This is a genomic window from Cytobacillus sp. T106 (assembly GCF_040492155.1).
Taxonomy (GTDB): domain Bacteria; phylum Bacillota; class Bacilli; order Bacillales; family Cytobacillaceae; genus Bacillus_AB; species Bacillus_AB infantis.
Genome location: NZ_JBEUMK010000001.1, coordinates 709,194 through 735,434, shown reverse-complemented (window position 1 = coordinate 735,434; position 26,241 = coordinate 709,194). Strand labels below are relative to the sequence as shown.

The window sequence follows — 26,241 nt, the reverse complement described above, 5'->3', positions numbered from 1 at the left end:
CCAGGCCGTGCGGAAGGAGCTCTTATAAGCTAAAAAAAATAAACAAAAAACCCTTTCCTTAAAGGGAAAGGGCCTGGAATATTTTATTTCACTGTCTGCGGCTTAGCAACATGGCTTAAGACGTGCTTCATGACAAACGAGTATACAGCGATCACACCAATAATAAAAACAGATACCATATGTAACACCGTCCTTGGTTGAATTATTTTTTCAATTGAGAATAATATTCAGCCTCATTTAGAAGTTTATCATCAATGATAATCATTTTCAACTGCTTTCTTCAGAAATTCGTTTTCTTCCAGGAAGAAAACGGTTACGCCGCAATTTTTGCCGGTATTCAGTCAGGCCGCTGAGAGCCTGTTCTTCCGCAGGTATCCTGACTGAGAGGATGGCTAGATTAAGAATTGAAAATACGGCCAATGTCCAATACGCCTGGAACATCAGAGGAAAAGCGAGGAATTCCAAGGTTACAATTACATAGTTCGGATGCCGGATGAACCGGTAAGGCCCTCTCATGACCACATTGGCATGGGGTATAACCAGGATTTTTGTATTCCAGTACTTCCCCAGGGAAAGCAGCGCCCAGAGCCGGCCAGCCTGAGTGATTATGATCACTGTCAAAATTGCTGGCCACAAGGACGAAAGGGTCCTGCTCCCCCACGAAACCTCAAAACTGTAAAAAAGAAAGAAAGAAGCATGAATCATGACCATTATACTGTAGTGCCCCTTGCCAAACTCAAGGGCTCCCCGGCTTTTCATCCATTTTTCATTGCTTCTGGCTACTGCCAGTTCCCCGACCCTTTGGAGCATGATGATCAAAATAAAAACAGTGAACCAATCCATATCATTCCCACCTCAGCAATAGCAGTTCAGAGCTGAAGCCCGGCCCCAGTGCTGCCGCAATCCCAAGCTCGCCTGCCTTCCCTTTTTCCATGAATCTTCTCAGTACATACAAGATTGTAGCTGAAGACATATTGCCGAACTCCTTCAGCACCTGAAGGGATATATCTGTCATATGGGGAGAAAACTGCAGGCTGGTGACATAGGCATCCAGCACCTTTTTCCCGCCGGGATGAGCAACAAAATGATCTATTTCGTCCAGTCTGGTGTCCATCCTTTTCAGAAAGCTTTCTACATTGGGCTTGAGCCAGTTTTCAATAATGGAGGGAATATCCTTGGAAAACACTACATAGAGACCCTCGTTCCTCACATCCCACCCCATTACGTCAAGGGAATCAGGCATGGTTGTCGAAGCTGTGCCAATTATCCTTGGAATGGCGTGAGAACGCTCCATATTAACCAATTCCGCTTGATCACCGGCCATTAAGACACATGCAGCACCGTCTGCAAATAAAGAAGTGCCGATCAGATTGCTTTTGCTCCGATCATTTTTCTGGAAGGTCAGGCTGCAAAGCTCGACTGCCAGGACAATCACTTTCGCCTTTGGATAAGCAAGGCAGTACTCATAAGCCCTTGATAACCCTGACGCTCCTCCGGCACAGCCGAGCCCCCATAAAGGGATCCTTTTTGTATGCTGTGAAAAAGGCAGGACGTTCATGATTCTTGCGTCCAGGCTTGGAGTGGAAATTCCGGTGCTTGTCACCATGAATATGGCATCAATCTCCGAATAATCTATTTTTCGTCCCAGGAACTGTCTGTCATGGAGGCAATTCCGGATGGCTTCTGCCCCAAGCTCTACCGCACACTCAATAAAAGCCTGATTTTTTTCTTCAAAAGAATGTTCTCTCCTGTACCAGTCCATTCCTTTGGCAAAATGCCTCTTATGTATCTGGCCATTATGGAAGGCTTTTAAAAGCCTTTCAACATCCTTGAAGGACTCCGAAAACAAGTCCCTTGCAAACTCCATTACTTGTCCCTGCTCCAGCCTGTGGGCAGGAATGGCTTCGGCAGCCGAGATGATAGCTGGCATTTTTATACGCTCCTCGCTCTATAAACAATTCCTTGTTAATTTTTCCAAACAAAGAAGTATTATACACAGTTTCTCATCTGGCACGGCTTTCGGGATGCAGCAGGAACAGCGGGAGCGCGGACAAAAAAAAGCTTCCCCGCCTGGAGGAAGCTTCACGTTTTGAAGGAGTTGCTGTGCTCTTTTATTATATATTGTTTTACTGGGGCATTCATTATTTAATCTTTTCCAATTAATATCCACCCGAAGCGATACTTTCAGCCCAGAGACTTTTGACCCGCAGCCTTTGGGAAATAATAAGATACGTTTTTGCAAAAAACTTACTACCAGCAGCGGGAAATTATGTTAATATTAATGTTAGCTGGTTGCTGGAGGGATCATTCATGTCATTGACAAAAAATGTTGAAGATATCATTAGCGGGACTATTGAATCAATTAAAAGTGTTTTTCCTTTTGAATCTTCAGTTGAGGAGCCGGCGCAATTTTCACAGCCCTTTACACAGCATAGCATTGGTGTGCTGATTGGAATGACGGGCGATTTGCGGGGCAGAGTCATTATAGATGGAGAAGAGCAGGCTTTCAGCAAAATCGGCGAAGCTATGTTTGGAATGCTGCTGGAAGGTGAAATGCTGGAATCTTTCGCGGGTGAACTCGGAAATATGATTGCCGGCAATCTATCTATTAACTTATCAGGGCAGGGCCTTCAGATTGATATCACTCCCCCTACGGTCCTTGTAGGCGAGACGAAGGTCTATGGGTTTGAGAAGGCCTACAGCCTGCCTGTAAAGCTTTCAGGCGCAGGTGAGCTGATGGTCGTCCTGATGCTTGAATAGCCGCAGCGGACGCCTATCAGCTGGATAAAAGGAATAGACATCCCCCGGCACATCGCCGGGGGATTTGACTATTCTGTCTAAAATCCTTTAATCGTCATGCCGCCGTCAACAAATAGTGTCTGGCCGGTCACATAGCTGCCGGCAGCACTCGCCAGGAATACTGTCGGACCAACCAGCTCCTCCAGCTCGCCGACCCGGTTCAGCGGCGTCACATCCAATATTTCCTGCAGATATTCCGGATCTGCAAGGAGCTTTTCTGTAAGCGGCGTTTTAAAATACCACGGACCTATTGCATTGACGTTGATGTTGTAAGGGCCCCATTCCATGGCAAGTACTTTAGTCATCTGGATTAATGCGGCTTTTGTTGCTGCATACACAACTCCCGTCCTTAAAGCAACATGTCCGGCAACTGAGGCAATCGTAATGATCCTGCCCGGTGTCCCGCTGTCCTTCATAACCCTTCCGGCCTCCTGGGAGACCATGAATGCGGATTTGAGATTAGTATCCATGATTGTCTGCCATTCTTCATCTGTTACATCAAGCGCTTTTGAACGGATATTCATGCCTGCATTATTGACGGCAATATCCAGTCTTCCCCAATGTTCTGCAGCGGTTCTGACTGCATTATGTACATCTTCCCTTTTGGCTGCATCAGCCTGGATGACAATGGCCTCCCTGCCAGTCTTCCTCACTTCTGCGGCGGTTTCCTCCAGATCGGCCTTCGTTCTTGCCATCAGGGCTACATCTGCACCCGCTTCTGCCAGCCCAATTGCAAGGGCCCGTCCTATTCCCCGCCCCGCACCGGTCACTAATGCCTTTTTCCCTTCTACCCTGAAATCAGGCAAATACATATCCATCACCCTTTTTAGAAAATTCATATAAATTTTAACATACAGCATGCCAGGACACCTAACTCTCTGCCTCATGCAGGAAAAAGGGCACGCTGCCGGCGCCCTTCCAGCCTATTCCTTGGATTTATCAGATGAAAGCTCCTGTGCCTGGACGTTTATGATAATTTTCTTGCCTGCAGCAGAACCGCATACTTTACAGCTTCCCTCTTCATTGTAAAGGAGCCTGCAATGCTCGCAATAGAACTTTTCCACTTCTTCACCCTCATTCTGTATTGCTGCAATTATATTTTATTTATTAAAAAACAAAATGTTCCTCTGCTAAGCTTCCATGGTAAAAAAACAGGAAATTTATTCCCTTTTCAGAAAATAATCACCTATAATAAGTTTTAGGCTGTATGGCCGCATCTGCTTTCATAGGAGGAAACCATGAAAATATTCCGCGATTGGACGATATTTGAAATAAGCTGGCTTCTTGTTTTTACACTTATTAATGTGTATTTGTTTATTGCCTGGCAGGATTCCCTTCTTGGCCTTATTTCTTCTTTGGCCGGGATGCTTTGTGTTGTCCTCGTAGCAAAGGGAAAAATCGCAAACTATTATTTCGGCATTATCCAGACAGGGACATATGCTTATATTTCCTATACCTACGGGCTGTATGGGGAAGCCATGCTCAATGGCCTGTTCTATTTTCCCATTCAGTTTATCGGCATTTATCTCTGGAGAAAGAATATGACAAAGGACAGCATAAAAGGGGAAGATGTGAAGGTTAAGACGCTTGATTCCAAGGGATGGTCCCTTCTCGGAATTACTGTGCTGGTGTCCATTTTTCTATATGCCCTCCTCCTTGACTATCTGGGGGGGAGATCTGTTTATATTGACTCTGCCACAAATGTCCTTTCCGTAACAGCACAGATATTGATGCTGAGAAGATTCGCCGAGCAGTGGCTTCTATGGATCCTTGTCAATGTCCTGTCGGTCATCCTCTGGTTTAATGCTCTGATTTCAACAGGGGGCAATGATATATCTATGCTCGTCATGTGGACGGCATTCTTGTTTAACAGCATTTATGGGTATATAAATTGGACGAAACTTTATAAAAAGCAGGGAGCTGCAGCGGTTTGAAGAAAAAAACAATTGGTATGTACGGGGGAAAGTTCCTGCCTTTCCCCCATCTTGGCCATGTATACAGCATGACGGCGGCAGCTGCAACAGCTGACGAGCTTCATGTCATCATCTCACACGACAGCGACTATGAAAGAAAGCTTTTTGAAGGCGGCTGTGCAGAGCATGTCAGCTTTACACTGCGGTTCCGCTGGTGGAAACAGCTGACCAGGGAGCTGCCGCATGTACATGTCCATGAAATTTATGATGAACAGACCGGCTCTTTCTCCGATTGGGAAAATGGCGCAAAAAAGATCCGTGCAAAAATCGGCAGTCCGATCGATTTTGTGTTCAGCTCAGAGCCGGATTACGGACCGATTTTTTCCCGTCTTTACCCGGAAGCTGAGCATATCCTCATAGATCCGGAGAGAAAAAGGTATCCGGTATCAGGTACGATGTTCAGGAAAGATGGCGTGCTGAAGCATTGGGATATGGTGCCTAAATGTGTCCGGCCGCATTTCGTCAAAAAAGTGGTGATTGCCGGGACTGAAAGCTGCGGAAAATCCACGCTGACAGCCAATATGGCCCAGATTTATAATACTTCTTTTGTGAAGGAGTATGGCCGGACCTTTTATGAAGAACTTGGAGGATGCGAGGGAATAACAGTACCGGAAGACTACCCCCATATTGCATATGCCCATAAGCTGGAGGAATGGAAGCAGCTGAAGCTGGCAGACAAAATCCTTTTTGTTGATACTGAGGCAATCACCACCCAGTTTTTCTCTCACGCCTATCTGAATAAAAGACAGCCTGTGCTCGATGAAATGGCCAGACTGCAGGAGTATGATTTATGGCTTTTATTGGAGCCGGATGTAGATTGGGTCGATGACGGAACAAGAAGCTTCGGGCATCAGGATTTGCGCTGGAAGAATCATCTCCTTCTGAAATCTCTTCTTGATGAACATCATGTGTGCTATAAAATAATCAACGGCAGCTACCGGGAGAGGCTGGAAAAGAGCATTAAATTTACGGATGAGCTGCTGGAAGGAAAATGACAAGTTAAAAGGGCATCATGGCGATGCCCTTTTATCAGTTAATTCATCAGCCCTTCAATCCGGTTCAGCAGGGCAGATGCATCATTTATTGTTTTAATCATTTCTGAGTTTTCCAATTGATCAAGGGCCAGATTGCCGCCATCTAAAGCCAGATTGATTTCTTCCAGCAGCACTTCATTTTTGGCAGCCAGCTCCTCATGAACGGCCTCAGCGGGAGCAGGTATATCCTGAAGCTGAATAAAGTTCTCAATATCCTGTTTTAGATTGACCAGCCTTTCCTCAAGCTGGTGCCGGATTTCTGAATCCCCGGCAGCTACTTCAATCATCCCCGGGGCATCCTCGGCAAATGCATTCAGCTTTTCAATATGCTCTGCAGCTTTATTGGCATACTCTGCAGTGCCGGCAGCCTCTTCCAGAAAAGAGCATCCTGCAAGGGAAAGGGCTGTCACTGCAAACATGAACAGCCGGAAGATTATCTTCAATACTCTCATTCCTCCTTTAAGTTTCATGTTATTCAATACGTTTATCACGAGAATATGTTTCACAAAAAAACCATCCCCATTAAAAGCGGGATGGCTGGCTATTATTATGCTGCCTTCTCTTCAAGCTTAGAGGCCGCGGTCTTTGCTTTGGAGGTTTTTACATTGAATACAAGATTGAGTGCAATAGCCGTCAAACTTCCCGCTACAATGCCGTTATCTGTCAGGATCCTGATGCTCTCAGGCATTTCAGCGAACAGGCCTGGAACTGCTGTGACTCCAAGCCCCATTCCGACAGAGCAGGCGATGATCAGCAGATTTTCCTGTGAAGAAAAGTCCACCTGGCTGAGCATTTTGATTCCATAGGCGATGACCATCCCAAACATGGCAATCATTGCGCCGCCCAATACAGCTGATGGAATGACTGTAGTCATGGCGCCGATTTTTGGAACCAGGCCAAGGAGGACAAGGAATACGCCCGCTGTGTAAATGACATTCTTGGTTTTCACACCTGACAGCTGGAGAAGGCCGACATTCTGAGAATACGTTGTATATGGAAATGCATTGAACAGCCCGCCAAGGACAATCGCAAGCCCTTCTGCCCTGTAGCCGTTTGCCAGGTCTTTCTTATCCAGCTTCTTGCCGCAAATATCCCCCAGGGCGAAATAAACGCCTGTTGATTCAACCAGGCTGACCATCGCGATAATGATCATTGTCAGGATTGCTGCCGGTTCAAATGTCGGCATCCCGAAATAGAAAGGCTGGACCATATGGAACCATGAAGCCTCACCCACTGCCGAGAAATCTGATTTCCCCATCAGGAATGCAGCGGCTGTTCCAGCAAATAGTCCTAGCAGGATTGAAACAGAGCGGATAAATCCGGTAAACAAGCGATACAAAATAATGATGAAGAATAAAGTTCCAAATGCAAGGGCCAGATTGGAAAGCGAACCATAATCGGCACTGCCTTCGCCGCCAGCCATATTATTCATGGCAACCGGGATAAGTGTGATACCAATGATGGTAACAACCGAGCCTGTTACAACCGGAGGGAAGAAACGCACAAGATTTCCGAAATATTTTCCTACCAGTATAACAAAAAGGCCCGAAACCAAAATAGATCCATAAATAGCTGTAATGCCATATTGCCCGCCAATCGCAATCATCGGGCTGACTGCGGTAAACGTACAGCCAAGCACAACCGGAAGGCCGATGCCGAAGAATTGATTGCGCCATACCTGGAGGATCGTCGCCACTCCGCACATTAAAATATCAATGGAAACAAGATATGTCAGCTCTTCTCCTGACAACCCCAGGGCCCCCCCCACTATAAGGGGTACAATGACAGCACCTGCATACATGGCTAAAACATGCTGGATTCCCAATGAAGCTATTTTAAATGGTGAGTTTTTCATCGTGTTGATGCCTCCCTGCTATTTTCCAAGAATGTGATGCTTCCATTCCCAAGCGACTGGATCCGTGCAAGGGAAACCACTTTGACAGCTTTCTCTTCCAGCAGGCTGCGTCCTTCCTGGAAGGACTTTTCAATAACGATTCCAACGCCCGCAACTGAAGCCCCGGCCTGTCCGGCAAGTTCGATGAGCCCCAAAGCAGCCTGGCCATTGGCCAGGAAGTCGTCAATGATAAGGACCCTGTCATCAGCGCCAAGATATTTGGAAGATGCTGAAATCTCGTTGGACTCCTGCTTTGTGAAAGAATAGACACTGGCGGAAAGCAGCCCTTCTGAGAGAGTCAATGATTTTCTTTTTCTCGCGAACAGCACGGGCACCCCAAGCTCGATCCCAGCCATGACAGATGGAGCAATCCCTGACGATTCCAGCGTAAGAATCTTCGTAATAGCCTCCCCTGCAAAACGTGCTGCAAACTCTTTGCCTATTTCCTTCATCAGGAAAGGGTCGATCTGATGGTTGAGAAACGAGTCTACCTTAAGGACACTGTCAGACAGCACCCGTCCTTCTCTTTTGATTGTTTCTTCTAGTAGTTTCATCATTATCCTCCCTATGAATAGAAAAATAAAAAAGCCTGAAGGAAATCACTCACTGCAAAAAAATGAGTGAAGCAATCCCTTCAGGCTTTTATAAGGCAGGGGCAACAGCAAAAGATCCCAATGCCTCCCATTGCTCACCCATAGTCAGACTGTTAACGGCAGTCCGGTAGAAACTTGCAGGCCATATTCCCGCGATTATATGAGTGTATCGTTATGAAATTATGTTTCATTATAACACCCCAGCAAGATATTTCAATAGTTTAATAAGAGAAAAAGTCGAATTATTTGTTTTTATTTTACTTGCATTGTTCGCTTTTAGTGATAATATGGTGCTTTTTGGCTATTGAAAAGCACTTATACAGTCCATTTCTGAATAATCCTAAAATAATGAATATAATCCCCCGGGGAGAGTCATTCCATTTCTCAGCCTTAGCATATTTACTTAATGACGCATTGAGTATTTCTCCTTTTCACATAAATTTCACATTTTTATATAAAAATCCCGGTCCTTCCGGCCAGCTGCAGCAATTTTACACTATTGGCATAGTGCCAACAGAATGAATGAACACTTTGTGAAACAGGTGAAGACTGGTAGAATCCGGAGAAATTCCTTGTATGATGAACATGTAATCATTATTTGTTCATCCATATTGAAAGGAGAAAAATGCCATGGCAAACACGGAACTTGGCAGGAAAAATAAAACAAAGATCGAGGATGCTTCATCTTTAAAGGGAACCTTGGCCTCTGTGTTTATTCTGGGTTTATTTTTAATCGGAGTATGGGCAGGCGTCTATTTTTTATTTACAGATCGATTTTAATCATCACATGCTATCCATTATGATTGAAATGCCTGAAGGGAGAAGAAAGCTATGCATATGCATAAATTTGAAAAAGCCTGGCTCGGGTTCGGAATCGGCTCACTGATCGTTTTCTTGACGGTTCTTGGCATCAGCGCATTCTATCTTGGCAACCAGCCCCCGAGCTGCCTTGCAACCATCAATCCGGAGAAGGTGGACCAGACGGCGCCTTTCAATGAGCCCGGCCTAAAAAAAGTGGAGGGAAAGGATTGGGATTATGAGCTGGTATTCGTTGCCTCCGCCTTTTCCTATAATCCTGGCGAAATTGAAATACCTCTTGGGGCAAAGGTGAAGATCATGGCAACGACAAAGGACGTTATCCACGGCTTTGAGGTCGCCGGCTCGAATATCAATATGATGCTGGAGCCCGGATATATCAGTGAGCATACAGCAACTTTTGATAAAGCTGGAGAGTATCTTATCTTGTGCAATGAGTACTGCGGTGCAGGACATCATATGATGACGTCAAAAATAAAGGTGGTTGAAGCATCATGAAGCAAAATCAGAATAAAAAGGTTGACAGACAGGACGGGAAGCTAGCCATGGCTCATTTCTATGTAGCCTTCACAGCGCTCGCAATCGGCGGTCTTGCCGGCTTACTGCAGGTGCTCGTCCGCTCCGGCAAGTTCCAGCTGCCGGCTGGAATCGGCTATTATCAGATTCTCACTGTCCATGGAGTCGTATTGGGACTGGTACTGACAACGTTCTTCATTATGGGCTTCCAGCTTGCAGCAGTCAGCAAAACAGCCGGGACCTTGACGAAAAAGCAGCGGACGATGGGCTGGATCGGTTTTTGGCTCATGACAGCCGGAACCATGATGGCAGCCGTCATGATACTGCTGAATGAAGCAAGCGTTTTGTATACCTTTTATGCCCCGTTGCAGGCACATGCCATTTATTATCTTGGACTGACTTTCGTAGTAGTCGGCAGCTGGTTTGATGGCGCTGCGATTATCATGAAGTATGCAGAGTGGCGCAGGAATAATCCCAGGCAGCCGAGTCCCCTGCTTACATTCATGAGCCTGGTAAATACCATCATGTGGATCGTCGCTGCCATTGGAGTGGCCGCAACGGTGCTGATACAGCTGCTGCCATGGTCGCTTGGCCTGGTCGAGACCGTCAATGTCGGAGTCAGCCGGACACTCTTCTGGTATTTCGGACATCCGCTCGTCTATTTTTGGCTCCTTCCTGCTTATATGGGCTGGTATGTTGTCATTCCGAAAGTAATTGGCGCAAAAATTTTTTCTGATTCACTGGCCCGGATGTCATTCATTCTATTTCTGCTATTTTCCATACCGGTCGGATTCCACCATCAGCTGATGGAGCCGGGTATCGACGCGGCATGGAAATTCCTGCAGGTAATCCTGACATTCCTGGTTGTTATCCCTTCTTTAATGACTGCCTTTTCACTGTTTGCTACATTTGAGGGATTTGGAAGATCCAAAGGGGCAACAGGCTTATTCGGCTGGCTCAAAAAACTGCCATGGGGGGATGCCCGCTTTACAGTTCCATTCATCGGAATGGTTGCCTTCATCCCTGCAGGTGCAGGGGGCATTGTTAACGCATCACACCAGATGAACCAGGTAGTCCACAACACAATCTGGGTAACCGGCCACTTCCATTTGACCGTTGCAACTGCTGTGGTCCTGACATTCTTCGGCATTTCTTACTGGCTGGTGCCGCATTTGACTGGCAGAGTCCTTACGAAAGCGATGAACCGCCTCGCCATTACACAAGGAGTGCTTTGGGCAATCGGCATGACATTCATGTCCGGGGCCATGCATGCTGCAGGATTATTGGGCGCCCCCCGCCGCTCTTCTTTTTCTGAGTACGGCGGAGCCGCACAGGCAGCTGAATGGATTCCCTATCAGGTCGCACAGGCAATTGGAGGATCCATCCTGTTCCTTGCTATCATCCTGATGCTGTATATCTTTGTAAATCTCGCATTCATGGCCCCTAAAGGCTCTGAAGAATTCCCGGTAGGCGAAACAGCGGAAAATGCCGAAAAAACGCCGCTTGTCTTTGAAAACTGGAAGCTCTGGCTCGGCATCACCGCTGCCCTCATCCTGTTTGCCTACACCATCCCGTTCATCGACCTGATCCAAAACGCACCGCCGGGATCTAAAGGGTATAAACTATGGTAATCATCTTGCCAGGAGTAAGGAACGCAGGCAAAAAACGCCGCGTCCTGCGGGCCAGCTTAAGACAAGCCAAAATAATTTTCCAGACTGAAAGAAAACACTCCAGCAGCTGCTGGAGTGTTTCTTTATGCACTATTCCCTGTCTCAAGGGGTGTTCTCCCCTTTCTTTCCGGGAGGTTCACGAGGATGACGCACAGAAGGATTATGATAGAGCCGGACAGCTGCATGTAACCCAGTGATTCTGAATATAAAGCAACACCCATAAAGATGGCTACGACAGGCTCAATTGTAGCAATGACCGCTGCTTTGCTGCTTTCTGTCTTTTCTAAACCCCAGGTGTAAAGAAAATAGGCCAGGACGGTCGGCAGCAGGCCTAGGCCAAGGCCCAGGAACAGAACCTCCGGCTGTAAAAACAGAGAAGCTTTTTCCCATATCCTGGTAACAGGCAGCAGAACAGCAGAGGCAGTCACGAAGGTATACAGCGTGACAGTAAACGGCTCATACTTTTGGAGCGCAAACTTCCCAAATATGCTGTAAAGCGCATAGCCAAGACCTGCTCCCAGTCCAGTTACCACCCCAATCACACTCAAACCGGAACCGCCCCCCACCCCTGCAATCAGGATGCAGCCGGCAACAGTCCCGCAAACGGCAATGATTTTCCGCCCGGTTATTTTCTCTTTCAGGAAAATATAGGACAACACTGCGACAAATGCGGGAGAAGTATACAGCAGTATGACTGCAATCGAAATATCCATCAAATTAATGCTCGTAAAATAGCACCAATTAAAAAATACAATGCTGCAAATTCCGGTGCCGGCAAACAGGCCAATATCAGAAGTCCTTTTTAAAGCCAGCCGGTCCGGGCCCAGAAAAAGCCCTATCAGCAGCAAAGCCGCAGCTGCAGTTACTGCCCGGATCCCGACGATTTCCATTGAGGAAAAGCCGAACCCGGACAAGCCCCTGATAAAATAGGCAATCAGGCCCCATAAAGATGCACCGGCAGAGATTGCAAAATACGGCATCAGCTTCTTCATTGCCTCACCCTGCAGAAAAAGAGCGGCTGCACCCCGCTCTTTTTCCCTTTCTTTATTTTTTCAAATTAACGGGAGGACTCTTTTAATCGGTAAACCTTCCCGTATTTCTCATAAAGATACTCTGACAGGCAGCTGGCATTCAGCCCTTCGCCAGTAACATCTTCAAGAATCTCAAGCGGCTTCTTCAGCTTGCCGTACTGATGGACATTTTTCGTGAACCATTCCTTGACTGGCGCAAGATCCCCCTTTTCCAGAAGCTGGTCGTAATCAGGAAGATCCTTCAGCAGCGCCTGCTTTAGCTGTGCCGCGTACATATATCCGAGTGCATAGGAAGGGAAATACCCAAAGCTGCCCCCGGCCCAATGGACATCCTGAAGAACTCCTTCTGCATCATTGGATGGTCGCACTCCCAGGTATTCTTCGTATTTGCTGTTCCAGATTTCCGGAAGGTCCTTCACTTCAATTTCATCATTGAACAGTCCTTTTTCGATTTCATAGCGGACAATAACATGAAGCGGATAGGTCAGTTCGTCTGCTTCAATCCTGATCAGCGACGGTTTTGACTCATTGATGGCACGATAGAAATCTTCCAGCTCCACCCCATCAAACTGGCCATCAGCGTACTGCTTGAGCAGTCCGTAATTTTTCTTCCAGAATGACTCACTGCGCCCTACAAAATTCTCATAAAAGAGAGACTGTGATTCATGGATTCCCATTGATGTCCCTGTGCACAGCGGAGTGCCTATAAGGTCTTTGGAAATATTCTGTTCATACAGCGCATGGCCGCCTTCATGGATTGTACCGAATACAGCAGTGCGGAAGTCCTTCTCATCATATTTCGTTGTCACCCTGACATCCCCTGGATTCAAGCCGGTCGCAAATGGATGTACCGTTTCATCAAGTCTTCCTGCATCAAAGTTATAGCCCATCTGCTTCAGGATTTCCAAGCTGAAATCACGCTGCTTCTCCTTTGGGAAATTTTCATACAAAAAGCTGGTATCCGGCTTTGAATCTGATTCGGATATGCTCTTGACGAGAGGCACGATTTTGCTTCTGAGCTCGCCAAAGACTTCATCCAGCACATCGACTGTCACACCCGGCTCATACAAATCCAGGAGTGTGTTGTATTTATTGCCTTCATAGCCCCAATACTGGATAAAGCGCTTATTGGCTTCCACAAGCTTTTCCAGATACGGCTGGAAAAGCGTGAAATCCGATTTGTCTTTAGCCTCTTCCCATACACTTTCAGCCTTTGACTGCAGGATAACGTATTCCTTATACTCCTCAGCCGGAATCTTCTTATTCCGGTCATATTCTTTCTTGCTTTCTTCAAGAACCTTCACAGTAATTGCATCAAGTGATGCAGCCGCTTCTTCTCCTGAAAGCTTTGCTATGTATGCAGCCATTTCCTCGGAAGTGGACATCTTGAACACTTCTGAAGAAAGCATGCCAATTACTTCAGTGCGCTGGTCTACCCCCTGCTTGGGAGCGCCCGTACGGAGATCCCAGTATATTAATGACAGAGCCTCATTATAAGCGCCCATCTTTTTAACAAAATCAAGAAAGTCTTTTTCAGTTTTTTTCAATGCTTCGTTCATGCTGGCATCCCCCTAAAAATCATTTGCAACATATATTTTATCACATTTTTCTGAATAAAACGCTAGAATAGAACTGCAAATCACCTAAAAACAGGAGGAAGAATGATGAGGGAACCTGCCGGAACCTGCGTACAATGCGGGAAAACGATTTATTGCCTGGACGGATTTTTCAACGGAATCATAACGGATGACAAGAAAACGATCTGCTTTGAATGCAGTGAAGAAGGCTGAAGGAATAGATCTCTCTTTATGGTTGTGCCGTTAGTTTGCATGCTGATCCCTGCTTGAAAAACGGGAATACAAACCTGCAGCGAATGAGGACCAAAGTAAAATTTATTCTCCCTGTCGGTCCCCTTCAATGGATGCAAAAAGCCCCTCCCTCTGCCAAGAGGGGGGGCATCAAAACCTTATTTAACAGGTGTAACAGGCAGCACAGCTTCAACAGACTCAAGCACAGAAACATCTTCTTCTCTGCTGGTCAGGATGTGTACTGTTCCTCTGTCCTCATGGCTCCTGATAAGCCTGCCGATTCCCTGGCGGAGCCTGAGGAGCATGTATGGCATGTCGATTTCCCGGAACGAATCTTCCGCGCTTTCACGCTTGGCATCAAACACCGGATCATGCGGAGGGAACGGGAGTGAGAAAATGATTACATTTTCGAGTGATCTGCCAGGTATATCTAAGCCCTCCCAAAGATTTGTAGAGCAAAGGACCGCTTCTTCTTCGTTCTGGAATTTTGAGACGAGCGTACTGATTTCAGCCTCTCCTTCAAAATAGACAGGGAATTCCGTCTTGCCCTGTGCATAGTCCCTAAAAAGGTTCAGTTCTCTCTGATCTGTAAAGAGCACAAGGCCTCTGCCTCCAGATTTCTTAAGCTGTTCCAGAGTATATTCCATTTTGCCGGTGATATCCTCTTCACTGTATTCAGGCATATGAATGGCCATTTTCTCTTCATAGCTGAAAGGTGATGCTACAGTGAATGATAAATAGTCGTCGATGCCAAGGCTCGTGGCCATATAATCAAAGGAGCCTTTTTCCGATAATGTGGCGGAAGAAAAGATAAATGGCTTCTTTTGGGAAAACACCTCATCCCTCATGATTTCCTCTACCATTCTAGGCATGATGACAAGGGTCCGTTCACCATTATGTTCTTCAAACCAATTGATTCCTCCCTTATCTTTCATGAAAAGGGAGAGCGAGAATGATATTTGCTCAAGATATTCTTCAACAACCTTGAGGTCATATTCATTTATAACATACATTTCGCTTTCAAAGACAAGCTCCTCTTCCAGCGAGCCGATCATTTCAAGCAGGAGCTTTCCTTCTTTCAGAACAGCCGGCCCTTTGGCAATCTGCTGTTTCTCAGAGTCCGTCCGGCTGCCGGCAGCAGCTGAAAGGGCATGGAAGAAGGTCTCATTCTGGACGATGGTGTCTTCAATCAGATTCAAAGTTTTTTCCCTTACGTCATTTGCCATCAGGCGGGTAAGGAGCGATTCAAGAATCTGCTCGGTCAGCCTGTATGTCAAGGCTTTCTGGCTGGCATACTCAAGCAGATGCCCTTCATCGAATACAACCGTGCAGGATTCAGGCAGCAGGGGCAGCTGGCCTTCCCTTTTGCGGGATTCTTTTGTCCAGATATGCTCCATATAGAAGTCATGCGAGCAGATGATCAGGTCCTGGCTGTTCCGGTAATAATCCCTGTGAAGTGTCTGGCCGCACCGGTGCCTTTTCTCACATGTAAAGCAATCCTGAAGGGAATCCCATGATACACCGGTCCATTCGCTGTCTGTCAGCTCAGGATAATCTTTCCTGTCTCCGTATCTTTCGAAATTCTGCAGAGATCCTCCGCTGTGGGTAAAGGACGGAAGCTGGTCATAAATGTTTCCATATGCCTCATAGTCCTGTTCCGCTACAGCCTTGTCCAGCTTGTTCAAGCAAAGATATTGATCCCTTGACTTAGCCAGGCGTACATCAATATTCAATCCAAGCGCCTTTTCCAGCTTCGCAATATCACCTTCTTTTTTAACAAGCTGCTCGATGAGAGTTTCATCGGCACAGGCGATGATGGCCGGCTTATTCGTATATCTCGCGTAGCAGATGGAATACAGGAGATAGACAAGCGTTTTTCCTGTTCCGACACCAGCTTCAGCAAAGATTGTCTTTTTCTCCTTGAAGGCATTTTCCAGCTGGAAAGCCATATAGATTTGTTCGTCTCTTAATTCAAAACCGGCTTCAGGGAGCAGGTCATAGAAAACATCCCCGATCCAGTCGCCAAGCTTTTCAAAAAATGATTCTGTTTTTGCTACTGCAAAGGGCAATTGGTTTTGCATGTAATCCTCCTATATCCAGAAGCGTCCCGGGGGCTTCCTGTATCTTTGGAAAATGGCGGGGGACCGGACATCGGCCTGTGTGCCTCGTCCGCCTATAAAGGAAAAACTCCTGTACATGCAGGAGTTCCTGCGATTTCTCAGCATAAAAAAGTATAACCGCCTGTCAGAGGCGGTGATTTTCAATATTATTTATGGCCATGGAAGCACGGCCCTTCACTTTTTATATACAAGCTGCCATATGCAGCATCTTCGAACTCCAAACCAGGAGGCCAAGAATCATTTTATACTATTTTTTCAACTAGTCAAGCTCAAGGGGCCGGGAGCACTATGGGATGAATCAGGAATTCGTCAGTACAGGCTGTACATTTATCATCTTGAACGGCAAAAAACCGGCGCTCCCTTCGAGGAGGCCAGCCTTGTGCCTGGTTATTGCCGGACACCGGGCAGGATTTACTGCTGCCTGCCGGAAAGGGAAAAGGACAGGGCCTGCCGGAGCTCATGCTGGGCACTTTTCAGTTCATCCAGCACCTGATCGGCAGGCGTTTCTTTTACCAGCATTTCCATCGAGTAGTCAAGCGCCTGAGAAATTCTATTGAAATCAAGAGTCCTGTAATCCATTGGCTCTCCTCCTGTAAATAAAACTAGCCCATCTAATCCAAAACCGATAGAGTATTGCTAGTTTATTCAATAAGAGAACCCTTTATTCCTCTTTCTGCCTGTTTTCTCTTGGCGGACGCTTGCCCCAGTATTGGTAGAGGTCTGTTCGGATGAAACCGTTGAACAGCTTCCTTTTCTTGGTTGCCTGGCGCCCGAAATGCTGTTCAAAGTCCTCATCGGAAGTAAGCATATAAATCGACCATGTATCCAGCCCTGAGAGCGCTTCTCCCATTTCACGGTACATTTTCTGTACAGCCCCTTTTTCCCCAAGCCTCTCGCCATATGGAGGGTTGCCGACAATCACACCATATTCTTTATTGGAGGTAAAGTCCCTCACCTGCATCTGCTTGAATTGGATCATGTCCCCCAGGCCTGCTTCAAATGCATTTTCCTGGGCAATTTTCACCATCCTGTGATCAATATCAGATCCAGTGATATCTAATGGCTGATCATAGTCTGCCAAATCCTCAGCTTCATTTCTGGCTTCATCCCATACCTTTTCCGGCATCCAGCCCCACTTCTCAGAGGTAAATTCCCGGTTAAAGCCCGGGGCAATATTCTGCCCGATCAAGGCCGCCTCGATCGGGATGGTCCCTGATCCGCAGAAAGGATCTGCAAATGGCTTGTCCGGTGTCCAGTTCGTCAGCTGGACGAGCGCAGCAGCCAGGGTTTCCTTCAGCGGAGCTTCTCCCTGTCCTGCCCGGTATCCCCGTTTATGAAGGCCGCTTCCGCTGGCATCCAGAGTCAGGGTTGCTGTATCTTTCAGCATAGAGATTTCAATGCGGCATAATGGACCCGTTTCATCAAACCAGCCTGTTTTTTTATACTTTGTCCTCAGCTTCTCGACAATCGCCTTTTTGACGATTGCCTGGCAGTCGGAAACACTGAACAGCTTTGATTTGACAGACTTGCCGATTACCGGGAACTCAGCATCTTCTGCAATATACTGTTCCCATGGAAGGCTTTTTGTTTTTTCAAACAGCTCATCGAAAGTATAAGCTTTAAATTCGCCGATTTTGATTTTGATCCGGTCTGCCGTTCTCAGCCATAAATTGCTTCTCGCTATAGCTGTCTCATCCCCTGTGTATTCAACTCTTCCGTTTTCCACCTGGCATTCATAGCCAAGTGCCCGCACTTCCTTTGCAACGAGCGCTTCAAGCCCCATTGCCGCTGTTGCGATGATTTGGTATTTTCCCATGTAAGACATCCTTTCCAGTAGATCTTCCCTTCATTATTGCCGGCCAGCGGTCCGCTTCATCCATGATAGCCTGAAGAAGTTTCCGCGTGCAAGTGTTCCCCATGAGGGTTTTGGTATGTATTAAAAAAGCCCTCCTGCAAAAGGAGAGCTTTACCATTTCAAAAATCATCTCACTAATAACGTTCTGTAAGCCATGTTTTGTTCCTTTGTACTGCAATCGACCTGAGTCTCGTACTAAGGCGGCAATCATCTATCTACAGATATAAAATCTGTCCTTCTCCTTGTTCATTTCCTCAGAGAAAGTGCCCCTACCATTATTTGGGTTTCTCGCTCGCGGGGTTTACCTCGTTCCACCCTTCCCATTTCTGGAAAGGCTCCGTCACTGTGGCACTTTCAAGGTATTCATGCCATATCCCGAAGGACTTAGGCATTTTCCCTGCCGTCAGCCGCGCAATCGCCCGGCTGCCCTGGCTTATGACTTCGCCAGGCACGAACACTACGGACATCTCAGTCCGTGCGAGCATGGACTTTCCTCTGCAGCAGCAAGCTGCCGCAGCGATTACCCGAACGTTATTAATGACTACAAATGATATTATATGCAATCTGGCTTCCAATAGCAATGGTTTTAAAAAGGAAAATCAGTTAAAAGCTGTTATTCATAAAGTTTGCTGCCAAACACATGCTTTTCCAGGTTGGAAAGGCGCTTTAAGATATCAAAGTTCGTTGTTCCGGCAGTCTGGGTGCTTGCAGGCCTTCTAGAGGCTTCATCAAGCTGTTTCTTCAGGCGCAGGTTTTCCTGCTGCAGATCTTCAATTTCCTGGTGGAAGGTTTCATAATCCTTGATGATCAGATCCAGGAACTTATCAACATCTTCAGGCTTGTACCCCCGCATCCCTGCCTTGAATTCTTTTTCCAAAATGTCTTTTGCTGTTAACTTAACTTTATCGGATAGCATCACATTCACCTCAGTCTATCGCTGAATAATCTTAATATATTTTTTCAAAAATATGTACTTTTGTCAATTTATCTTTGGAACTAAATTAAAATTCCTGGTTCTTCAGCTGCTCTTCTTCAACAATCAGCTGAAGATCATAAAAGGAAATCATCCTGATTTCATAAGGATTCTTTTCCTGATAGCTTTTAGCTGTTTCATAAATGAATTTTGGCGTTCCTTCCTTTTCCGTATCGTAGACAAGAAGAAGCACATCGCTTTTTTCGATAAGGAATTGATTCTTCAGCCTGAACTGCCAGGGCTTTTCGTAAGGCTTCCTTGTTACTGAATCTACAAAATCGGCCTGGGAAATCACAGATTCATACCACTCTTTATTGGAATCGCTCCAGTTCTGCTCCTGGTCAAGGAAAGGTGTGATGACGGCCAGCTTAAGATCAGGATATTCATCGAGCTGCAGCTGAAAGACCTCCTCAGCAGCCCATAACTCTGCGCCCGGCTGCCCGCTGATGATCACCCATTCAAGCCCTTCGTCAAGCATACCGAGCAGGCTCTTCCTGATAGCAGCCCTTATGAAAGCTGCTGCAGGGTCATTTCGTTTGAAAATTCCCAACTCGTGGGGTTTATAGCCTGAGACAACCGCTGTTTTCATTTGGGCTGCTCCTTTCTATGTAAAAATAATATGCGATTTATGGAAAAAATTGAGCAGGGGCCTGTATACAGGCCCCTGCCTTGGTAATGCACCTTAATATGGCAGGTTATTATCTTCCGAAGCCAGGGCCGCCAAAGCCTGGGCCTCCGAACCCAGGTCCGCCGAAGCCGCCTGCTCCAGGGCCGCCGAAGCCAGGTCCTCCAAATCCAGGGGCCGGTCCAGGGCCTGCGACAAACTGCTGGTTTGTCACTTCATTTACAACTGATTGTGTTTGTGGGAAGTAATGCTGATGCTGAAAATTAATGTGGTTGACTGTCGTAGTGTGTGTAGGATGGATATGAGGCACCACATTATTCTGGAAAGTATGATTTACACAGCATTTTGTCGGATGGACAACTGCCGGGCAAATATTCGGTCTTGGTCCGCAATGCATAATTAAGATCTCCTTTCATTCTGTTATATTTACACTAACAAGTTATGATGAAAGGGGGAATCTTGTACTAAGGAAAACACCTAATTTTATGCATTTGCCGGGTTTTTTTCGCTACAGCATAACATAAAAACTGTCCTTCATGCTGGAAAAAATAATGACTGTCAGACAGATGACAACAAAAAACAGGAACAATATCGCTTTATACATCCAAACCAGCCTCACTCTTTTTATTCACTGTATGTAGCATACAACATTCAATTTTACAGCTTCAATGAGGTACAGACAACTAATAAATAATGGTTTTTACACATAGAAATATTAAAGTTTTGTTACAGCGGGCAAAGCGGATTTTCTGGGTACAAAAAAACGCAGCCAGGGTGTTATTTTCCTGATGCTGCGCTTTTTATACCGGCAGAAGCGGTATCATTCCGGGACTGTTCTTTTTCCAGCTTAGCATAGAGTCTCCGGATCCTCTTATCTGTTTCCGGTTTGAGCTTATCTGAGGTACCTGGTGCAGGAACGGCTTCCAGCGCCTTTCTCGCTTTTTCAGCATAATGGACTGCGCGCGCAAGGTCTTTGCTGCGATGCTCAAAATATTTTGCCAGTTCAATGGAGGATTCAGCCGTAATTTTCGGATCTGCCTCCGAATCGGCGCATTCCTGCCACAGGGCTGCCGCTTGTTCCCAGTCCTTCAGTTTCTTGTGTTCAAAGGCGAGTGCATTCCTGGCCTTCACTGACTCTTCATTCTCTGTCTGTGCTGCCTGCACAAAGGCTGCTTTTGCAGAAGAAGTGTTGCCGAGAGAAGAAAACCACCGCCCTACTTCATAGGTTTCCGCAGCGGTCCGGCTGCCGTCCAGCCCAAGGAGCTGATAGGAAAGATGTGTGTACAGCGTTATGAGCGACAGGATATCGATTTCATTATGCTTCAGGATTCCGAGCATGCCTTCGGGGTTCTTTGTCTGCACGTAATCAAAATAGATCATCGGTGCAAGGAAGCCTGGTATATCATCTTTCCGCTCAACGCCAAGCACTTCCTTCTCGACGATGGAAAGCTTCAGCCTCTCAAGCCTGTGCTTCCAGATCCTTCGGGATGCGTGGTAAAGATCGAAATGCCCGAAAGGCGGAAGCTTGGGCACCTGTTCCCTGATAAGGGTATGCCTTGTCTTCACCTGCGGCCAGTCAAAAGCTTTGCCATTATAGGTGACCATGGTTGTATAATCCACGCTGTCCAGGAAGCTCTTATAAAGCGGCACCTCTGCACCGGGATGGGGAAGGATATGCTGTTTGAGCTTCACACCATCACGCGTCACACTGGCATGCCCCAGCAGGAAAATCGTGTTTCCGGTGCCGCCGCCAAGACCCGTTGTTTCTGTATCAAAGAAGAACAGCTCATCAGGCTGATGCCCGGCAGAGGAAAGCGGATGGGATACATCCCCGCTGTTCCAGGCATTCACTGCAGCCGCAAAATCAGAGAACCGGTAATTACCATGCTTCCAGTCTAGCGGATATTCCTTTTCCCTGACGAGGCAGAAGCTGTCCTCAAAATGGAATGGAAAAACCCCGTTTTCCTTCCATAGGTCATGAAGCATAAATTCCTGAGTAGCTTCTTCTGCCCTGACAGGCTTAGCCGGTTCACTCCCCTGTTCTTTTGAGAGATGAGGCTTTAATCGGTTCAGCTTATTTTTGAGGCTCATACCGCTCCCCCTCCATAGCCGTTTTTCTGAATAATGCCAAAAGCTTCAAGACATCGCTTTTGGCCGTATTCATAGCTGAATCAGTGCCAATGCACGATGGACAGCCGTTCTCGCAGGAGCAGCCTGCTACCATGCCTTCAGCCTTCTGTATGACCGTTTCAATCCCATCATAGAGCTTTTCGCTCAGACCTATGCCTCCCGGGTAGCGGTCATAAAAGAAGATGGTCGGCTTCTCATTATGCGCAGCCTTTACCTGCGGTACAACGAAAATATCCTGCGGATCGCACATGACAAACAGCGGGGCAATATGCTTGAGTGCATGTGCGGTTCCGATCAATCCTTCTTCAATCCGGTCTTCATCAAATTGGATCTGCTCCTTGCCGATGGATATCCACGCCGAGTTTGTATGCAGCTCTTCCTGCGGCAGGTGGATCGGCCCGGAACCGATGTTTTCATGTGTTTCAAACTTGATCTTCTTGAATATCGTTGCCATGGCCAGCACGCTCACATCGCCATATCCGATTTCCATTTCACCGCGTGACCTGTTTTTATCTTCTTCAAGCACTTTCAGCTCAACGGCAAGATTGGCATCTGTGAAATAATCCACATCAACCTCCCTCACATACGCTTTCTTTTCATCCCAATCCAAATACTCAACCTGGAACTGGGTGCCCTGATGGAGGTAAATGGCTTCATCATGCAGGAGCGTCATCGCAGAGAAACGGTCCATTTCACCTATCACCTTCACGTTTGCAATGTCGGACTGGTCAATGATGATGACATTTTCCTGTGATGCAGACCGGAGGCTGATATTGTGGGCAGGAAAAGAATCGTTCATCCAATGCCATTTATCGCCGTTTTGGTAAAGCACCCTTTCTTCTGTCAGATATTCAAGAAGTTCCTCCGTATCGGCAGTACCGAATTTCTCCCCATACTTAAATGGCAGCTCATAGGCGGCACACTTCATATGGTCGATTAAAATGATGAGGTTGTCAGGATTGATCCTGGCCGTTTCCGGGCTTTTATTGAAAAAATAGTCCGGGTTCTGAATGACGTACTGGTCCAGGGGGCTGGAGCTGGCAACAAGGATGACGAGAGACTCGCCATGCCTCCGCCCTGCCCGTCCCGCCTGCTGCCACGAGCTTGCGATTGATCCCGGATAACCCGTCATGATGCATACCTGAAGCTGGCCGATATCCACGCCAAGCTCCAATGCATTTGTACTGACGACCCCGTAGATTTCACCCGCACGCAAACCCTTTTCAATCGCCCTTCTCTCTGTCGGCAGATAGCCTCCCCGGTAGCCTCTGATGGCTTTCGGCCCCAGCTGATGCTTGACCAGCTCCTGGAGGTAGGTGAGCAGGATTTCGACTCTGACACGGCTCCTGGCAAATACAATAGTCTGGATGCGGTTTTTCAAAAGCCTCCCGGCCAGCTTCCTTGCTTCAAGCGTGGCACTTCGCCGAATATTCATCGGTATATTGACAATCGGCGGGTTATAGAACAAGAAGTGCTTCCTTCCGCTTGGCGCCCCGTTATTGTCTATCAGCTCCATTTTCTTTTCCGTCAGGTTTTCAGCAAGCTCAAGCGGATTGGCAATGGTTGCCGATGTGCAGATGAAGAGCGGGTCGCTCCCGTAGAAACGGCAGATGCGCCTGAGGCGGCGGATCACGTTTGCCACATGGCTGCCGAAGACGCCTCTGTAAATATGAACCTCGTCAATGACAACATATTTGAGATTTTCAAAAAGAGAAACCCATTTGGTATGATGGGGAAGGATCGCCGAATGCAGCATATCAGGGTTCGTTATGACAACATGGCCTGCCTTCCTAACTTTTTCCCTTATATTAGCCGGAGTGTCGCCATCATACGTGTAGCTGTTGACAGGGAGCTCCGCTTCCTGGATCAATTCATTTATTTCACTCTTCTGGTCCTGGGCCAGTGCTTTGGTAGGGAATATATACAACGCCCTCGCCTTCGGATCGCTGATGGCCGTCTGGAGGACGGGAAGATTGTAGCATAGTGTTTTTCCAGATGCAGTTGGAGTAACAGCCACAAGGCTTTTTCCTTCAGAAGCAGCCGCATAGGCAGACCTCTGGTGTGTATAAAGACGGCTGATGCCCCGCTTTTCCAAAGCATTTCTCAAGGATGGATGTATATCCTCCGGCAGATCCTCTGTTTTTGCTTCTTTTTCTTCAATTGTATGCCAATGGACAATATTATCCTTGAACTCTTCGGTCATCTTTAAATCTTTTAATATCTCCTGGAGATTTTTCCTGAGCTTCATTTTCCGTTCACCTCATACACCCATTCTACCGAATAAACGTTCGTTCAAAAAGGATTTTCTTTTGTTTTCCTGTTGGATTTATCTGGAATGGAACCAAACAGCCCGAATTTAAGATTATCAGATTTTTCCAAAAGTAAATTGACTGAAGGTATAAAATTTGCGACAATTCAGATATATTTTTTTTGAAAGCGGCTCTTTGGCCGCGGTTAACCTATTTTAACAGATATATAGAAGAATGGGGGTCAATCGTTTTATGCTGTTACTTAAAAAACTGTTCATTTTTCTCCTTGTGCTGGCGAGCTTTCTATTGATTCTGCTGCTGCCAAGAGAACCGGTCATCCATCAGCCTTCCGCATTTCACATTGAAATGGATTATCCTTTCAGTGCAGAAGCCTACAAAAATAAGATTCAATCCTTCTTTCAATTTATCCAGAAGGAAAACGGATTTGGCGAGAGCCGGACTGGAAGGAAGGTGTCCGAAGAAACCATCCTTTATATGAAAAGAAGCCTCGGAATCATTCTTCCTGCTTTCTTTATCAGCATGGCAGCTGGAATACTGGCAGGAATTGCAAAGTTTTCGATGCGCCTCCGTATGCGGGGTAAAATTCAGGAAGCCTTGTCCTGGCTGTTTTCATCGGTTCCGGATTTTTTTCTGTATATGAGCCTGCAGTATATATTGATCAAGCTGATTCAATGGGGATTTCCGCAGATTACACTATACGGCCATGAGCATTGGTACAGTTTTCTTCTCCCAATGATCTCACTGACACTTTTCCCTTTCATTCATATGGTCAATTTTACCGCTGCTGCGATGGACAAGGAAAGCGGGGAAGATTACATCCGGACAGCCTACTCAAAAGGGCTGGGAAAGAAAAAGATTTATCTGCATATCCTTTTTAACTGTGCCGGGACACTTCTCAATCAGGCGCAGTTCATTATGCTGTATATCTTATCGAGCCTGCCGATCGTGGAGAAGTTATCCGGCTACGAGGGAGCAGGAAACAATCTGCTTAAAAGCATCCTGAATTATAATGATGTTTCTTCTTTTGCGCTGATGCTTCCATTCCTGGTGCTGATGTTTTTAACCATACTGGCCTCTCAATCAGCTAAATATCTCTTTATGCCAAAAAGGGCAGGGGGAAGTGAACTGATATGAACAGAAAATTTCAGTGGAAAAAATATAGTGTATTTATTATAAGCCTGGTTTGTCTCGGGATCCTGGCATTTATTGCTTTCATCGGCCCTTTCCTCCCTTTTATAGACCGGGAGCTGTCCACAATCACTTATATTATGGATGAGAACCGCAAGCCTGTCATCCCGCCATACGGGCCAAATGAAGACTTCCCGCTCGGAACGGACAAATCGGGCAGGGATCTGCTGAGCATCATTGTGCTTGGCGCCAAGGAAACGCTTCTCCTTGTGATTGTCATTACAGCCCTCAGATATGCATTGGCGATTCCCTTTGCTTTCCTGGCGCATAAAAAGGTGCTGGCGGCCGATTCTGTCCTGAAATGGCTGAATGGCTTCCTATCTTATATCCCGACCATCATCATTGTCATACTGGTCGTTAATCTGCCGCCTTTATTGTTTGCAAAAGACCGGCCTTTCTGGCTGATCCTTGTGGTTGCCCTTTCTGAAGCAGCCAGGGCTGCCGACATGATCAAATTGGAATTCGATGAAGTATCATCAAAAGAGTTCATTACAGGGGGAATAGCAGCGGGAACCACTCCCTTTGCCATGTTCAAACGATATTATATGCCTTTTCTGTATGGGAAAATCCTGGTCTATATGATCTCAGATCTGGGAAAAGTAATGTTCCTCCTGGGACAGCTAGGCTTTGTCGGCATCTTCATTTCCCAGCAGTTTGTCCAGACGCCAACAGGGCTATGGGAATTTGTCAACACATCCATCTCCTGGCCGATGCTTCTAAAAGATGCGTTTATCGACATCCGGGGCCCGATCTGGATTCCATTCTTTGCAGCCTTGTTCATGACTTTTTCTATATTCACCTTCAATCTCCTTTCCCAGGGGATCAAAAATATTTTTGCGCGGAAAATCAGGTATCTATAAGTAAGAGGGTGAGTCTTTCTCAAAGGGACCAATCGGGCGCTGATTGCATAATATATCCCAAGATTCTGTTTTGGGAGGAGATGCAT

26 protein-coding genes, 1 other RNA gene and 1 riboswitch are annotated in these 26,241 nt (G+C 46.6%); of the genes, 9 read left to right on the top strand and 18 right to left on the bottom strand.

Annotated elements, in window-relative coordinates:
- Nucleotides 1–267: 267 nt before the first annotated feature.
- Both ABU165_RS03705 and ABU165_RS03700 read right to left on the bottom strand, forming a co-directional pair.
- Nucleotides 268–843 (bottom strand): isoprenylcysteine carboxyl methyltransferase family protein, encoded by a 576-nt coding sequence (locus tag ABU165_RS03705; RefSeq protein ID WP_009791208.1) that lies wholly within the window; start codon nucleotides 841–843, stop codon nucleotides 268–270.
- A 1-nt stretch (nucleotide 844) separates the two neighbouring features.
- The gene (locus ABU165_RS03700; RefSeq protein ID WP_318059493.1) at nucleotides 845–1,930 is read right to left on the bottom strand and encodes a type III polyketide synthase; all 1,086 of its coding nucleotides are present in this window, start codon (nucleotides 1,928–1,930) and stop codon (nucleotides 845–847) included.
- A gap of 380 nt (nucleotides 1,931–2,310) precedes the next feature.
- Between ABU165_RS03700 and ABU165_RS03695 the strand changes: the two genes are divergently transcribed.
- Complete coding sequence (locus tag ABU165_RS03695) at nucleotides 2,311–2,760, top strand: chemotaxis protein CheX (RefSeq protein WP_022544113.1); 450 nt, start codon at nucleotides 2,311–2,313, stop codon at nucleotides 2,758–2,760.
- 77 nt (nucleotides 2,761–2,837) lie between these two features.
- Here ABU165_RS03695 and ABU165_RS03690 read toward each other — a convergent pair whose 3' ends face one another.
- Together ABU165_RS03690 and ABU165_RS03685 are read right to left on the bottom strand one after the other, a co-directional pair.
- Nucleotides 2,838–3,611, bottom strand: coding sequence for an SDR family NAD(P)-dependent oxidoreductase (locus ABU165_RS03690; protein ID WP_318059631.1), 774 nt, complete (start codon nucleotides 3,609–3,611; stop codon nucleotides 2,838–2,840).
- Between the two features lie 111 nt (nucleotides 3,612–3,722).
- Complete coding sequence (locus tag ABU165_RS03685) at nucleotides 3,723–3,863, bottom strand: hypothetical protein (protein ID WP_009791213.1); 141 nt, start codon at nucleotides 3,861–3,863, stop codon at nucleotides 3,723–3,725.
- A gap of 174 nt (nucleotides 3,864–4,037) precedes the next feature.
- On the opposite strand from ABU165_RS03685, the gene pnuC reads away from it, so the two are divergent.
- Together pnuC and nadR are read left to right on the top strand one after the other, a co-directional pair.
- Nucleotides 4,038–4,733 carry a nicotinamide riboside transporter PnuC gene (gene pnuC, locus ABU165_RS03680; protein ID WP_101550143.1) on the top strand — a complete coding sequence of 232 codons (696 nt, stop codon included), beginning with the start codon at nucleotides 4,038–4,040 and terminating at the stop codon, nucleotides 4,731–4,733.
- The gene (gene nadR / locus ABU165_RS03675; RefSeq protein ID WP_318059494.1) at nucleotides 4,730–5,767 is read left to right on the top strand and encodes a multifunctional transcriptional regulator/nicotinamide-nucleotide adenylyltransferase/ribosylnicotinamide kinase NadR; all 1,038 of its coding nucleotides are present in this window, start codon (nucleotides 4,730–4,732) and stop codon (nucleotides 5,765–5,767) included. The genes pnuC and nadR overlap by 4 nt, the downstream gene beginning before the upstream one ends.
- 38 nt (nucleotides 5,768–5,805) lie before the next feature.
- Here nadR and ABU165_RS03670 read toward each other — a convergent pair whose 3' ends face one another.
- The 3 genes from ABU165_RS03670 to ABU165_RS03660 all read right to left on the bottom strand — a co-directional run bounded on the left by ABU165_RS03670 (nucleotide 5,806) and on the right by ABU165_RS03660 (nucleotide 8,254).
- Nucleotides 5,806–6,258, bottom strand: coding sequence for a DUF6376 family protein (locus ABU165_RS03670; RefSeq protein WP_318059495.1), 453 nt, complete (start codon nucleotides 6,256–6,258; stop codon nucleotides 5,806–5,808).
- A gap of 95 nt (nucleotides 6,259–6,353) precedes the next feature.
- Entirely contained in the window at nucleotides 6,354–7,661 is a 1,308-nt protein-coding gene (locus tag ABU165_RS03665) for a nucleobase:cation symporter-2 family protein (RefSeq protein WP_009791217.1), read from the bottom strand.
- Complete coding sequence (locus tag ABU165_RS03660) at nucleotides 7,658–8,254, bottom strand: xanthine phosphoribosyltransferase (protein WP_101550145.1); 597 nt, start codon at nucleotides 8,252–8,254, stop codon at nucleotides 7,658–7,660. The genes ABU165_RS03665 and ABU165_RS03660 overlap by 4 nt, the downstream gene beginning before the upstream one ends.
- Nucleotides 8,255–8,375: 121 nt before the next feature.
- Nucleotides 8,376–8,477: riboswitch (purine riboswitch) on the bottom strand.
- Nucleotides 8,478–8,923: 446 nt separating this feature from the next.
- Between ABU165_RS03660 and ABU165_RS03655 the strand changes: the two genes are divergently transcribed.
- Genes ABU165_RS03655 through ABU165_RS03645 form a run of 3 tightly spaced genes read left to right on the top strand, consistent with a single transcriptional unit; the run spans nucleotide 8,924 to nucleotide 11,256 of the window.
- Nucleotides 8,924–9,073 (top strand): hypothetical protein, encoded by a 150-nt coding sequence (locus ABU165_RS03655; protein ID WP_009791219.1) that lies wholly within the window; start codon nucleotides 8,924–8,926, stop codon nucleotides 9,071–9,073.
- Nucleotides 9,074–9,124: 51 nt separating this feature from the next.
- Complete coding sequence (locus tag ABU165_RS03650) at nucleotides 9,125–9,607, top strand: cytochrome c oxidase subunit II (protein WP_022544115.1); 483 nt, start codon at nucleotides 9,125–9,127, stop codon at nucleotides 9,605–9,607.
- Nucleotides 9,604–11,256: a b(o/a)3-type cytochrome-c oxidase subunit 1 gene (locus ABU165_RS03645; protein WP_318059496.1), complete on the top strand. Its 1,653-nt coding sequence runs from the start codon at nucleotides 9,604–9,606 to the stop codon at nucleotides 11,254–11,256. Before ABU165_RS03650 ends, ABU165_RS03645 begins: the two co-directional genes overlap by 4 nt.
- Before the next feature lie 122 nt (nucleotides 11,257–11,378).
- Here the strand turns inward: ABU165_RS03645 and ABU165_RS03640 are convergent, their stop codons facing one another.
- Both ABU165_RS03640 and ABU165_RS03635 read right to left on the bottom strand, forming a co-directional pair.
- Nucleotides 11,379–12,287 (bottom strand): DMT family transporter, encoded by a 909-nt coding sequence (locus ABU165_RS03640; RefSeq protein ID WP_318059497.1) that lies wholly within the window; start codon nucleotides 12,285–12,287, stop codon nucleotides 11,379–11,381.
- Nucleotides 12,288–12,352: 65 nt separating this feature from the next.
- The gene (locus ABU165_RS03635; RefSeq protein WP_094767179.1) at nucleotides 12,353–13,885 is read right to left on the bottom strand and encodes a carboxypeptidase M32; all 1,533 of its coding nucleotides are present in this window, start codon (nucleotides 13,883–13,885) and stop codon (nucleotides 12,353–12,355) included.
- 105 nt (nucleotides 13,886–13,990) lie between these two features.
- Between ABU165_RS03635 and ABU165_RS03630 the strand changes: the two genes are divergently transcribed.
- Complete coding sequence (locus tag ABU165_RS03630; protein WP_353762555.1) at nucleotides 13,991–14,116, top strand: hypothetical protein; 126 nt, start codon at nucleotides 13,991–13,993, stop codon at nucleotides 14,114–14,116.
- Nucleotides 14,117–14,292: 176 nt separating this feature from the next.
- On the opposite strand, the gene ABU165_RS03625 is transcribed toward ABU165_RS03630, so the two are convergent.
- The 9 genes from ABU165_RS03625 to ABU165_RS03585 all read right to left on the bottom strand — a co-directional run bounded on the left by ABU165_RS03625 (nucleotide 14,293) and on the right by ABU165_RS03585 (nucleotide 24,085).
- Nucleotides 14,293–16,215 (bottom strand): ATP-dependent DNA helicase, encoded by a 1,923-nt coding sequence (locus ABU165_RS03625; protein WP_094767178.1) that lies wholly within the window; start codon nucleotides 16,213–16,215, stop codon nucleotides 14,293–14,295.
- A gap of 450 nt (nucleotides 16,216–16,665) precedes the next feature.
- Nucleotides 16,666–16,833, bottom strand: coding sequence for a hypothetical protein (locus tag ABU165_RS03620; protein WP_009791228.1), 168 nt, complete (start codon nucleotides 16,831–16,833; stop codon nucleotides 16,666–16,668).
- 82 nt (nucleotides 16,834–16,915) lie between these two features.
- Nucleotides 16,916–18,070 carry a THUMP domain-containing class I SAM-dependent RNA methyltransferase gene (locus ABU165_RS03615; protein WP_101550154.1) on the bottom strand — a complete coding sequence of 385 codons (1,155 nt, stop codon included), beginning with the start codon at nucleotides 18,068–18,070 and terminating at the stop codon, nucleotides 16,916–16,918.
- Between the two features lie 182 nt (nucleotides 18,071–18,252).
- An RNA gene (gene rnpB, locus ABU165_RS03610) (RNase P RNA component class B) lies at nucleotides 18,253–18,641 on the bottom strand.
- An 81-nt stretch (nucleotides 18,642–18,722) separates the two neighbouring features.
- Nucleotides 18,723–19,025 (bottom strand): cell division regulator GpsB, encoded by a 303-nt coding sequence (gene gpsB, locus ABU165_RS03605; protein WP_009791232.1) that lies wholly within the window; start codon nucleotides 19,023–19,025, stop codon nucleotides 18,723–18,725.
- Between the two features lie 85 nt (nucleotides 19,026–19,110).
- A complete protein-coding gene (locus ABU165_RS03600; RefSeq protein ID WP_009791233.1) occupies nucleotides 19,111–19,671 on the bottom strand; it encodes an SLOG family protein in 561 nt (186 codons plus the stop codon).
- Nucleotides 19,672–19,780: 109 nt separating this feature from the next.
- Nucleotides 19,781–20,104, bottom strand: coding sequence for a CotD family spore coat protein (locus ABU165_RS03595; RefSeq protein WP_022544119.1), 324 nt, complete (start codon nucleotides 20,102–20,104; stop codon nucleotides 19,781–19,783).
- Nucleotides 20,105–20,484: 380 nt separating this feature from the next.
- Complete coding sequence (locus ABU165_RS03590; protein WP_009791236.1) at nucleotides 20,485–21,798, bottom strand: ribonuclease H-like domain-containing protein; 1,314 nt, start codon at nucleotides 21,796–21,798, stop codon at nucleotides 20,485–20,487.
- Nucleotides 21,782–24,085 (bottom strand): DEAD/DEAH box helicase, encoded by a 2,304-nt coding sequence (locus tag ABU165_RS03585; RefSeq protein WP_311224691.1) that lies wholly within the window; start codon nucleotides 24,083–24,085, stop codon nucleotides 21,782–21,784. Before ABU165_RS03585 ends, ABU165_RS03590 begins: the two co-directional genes overlap by 17 nt.
- Before the next feature lie 253 nt (nucleotides 24,086–24,338).
- Between ABU165_RS03585 and ABU165_RS03580 the strand changes: the two genes are divergently transcribed.
- Both ABU165_RS03580 and ABU165_RS03575 read left to right on the top strand, forming a co-directional pair.
- The gene (locus ABU165_RS03580; RefSeq protein ID WP_094767174.1) at nucleotides 24,339–25,241 is read left to right on the top strand and encodes an ABC transporter permease subunit; all 903 of its coding nucleotides are present in this window, start codon (nucleotides 24,339–24,341) and stop codon (nucleotides 25,239–25,241) included.
- Nucleotides 25,238–26,155: a peptide ABC transporter permease gene (locus ABU165_RS03575; protein ID WP_094767173.1), complete on the top strand. Its 918-nt coding sequence runs from the start codon at nucleotides 25,238–25,240 to the stop codon at nucleotides 26,153–26,155. Before ABU165_RS03580 ends, ABU165_RS03575 begins: the two co-directional genes overlap by 4 nt.
- Nucleotides 26,156–26,241: the final 86 nt, after the last annotated feature.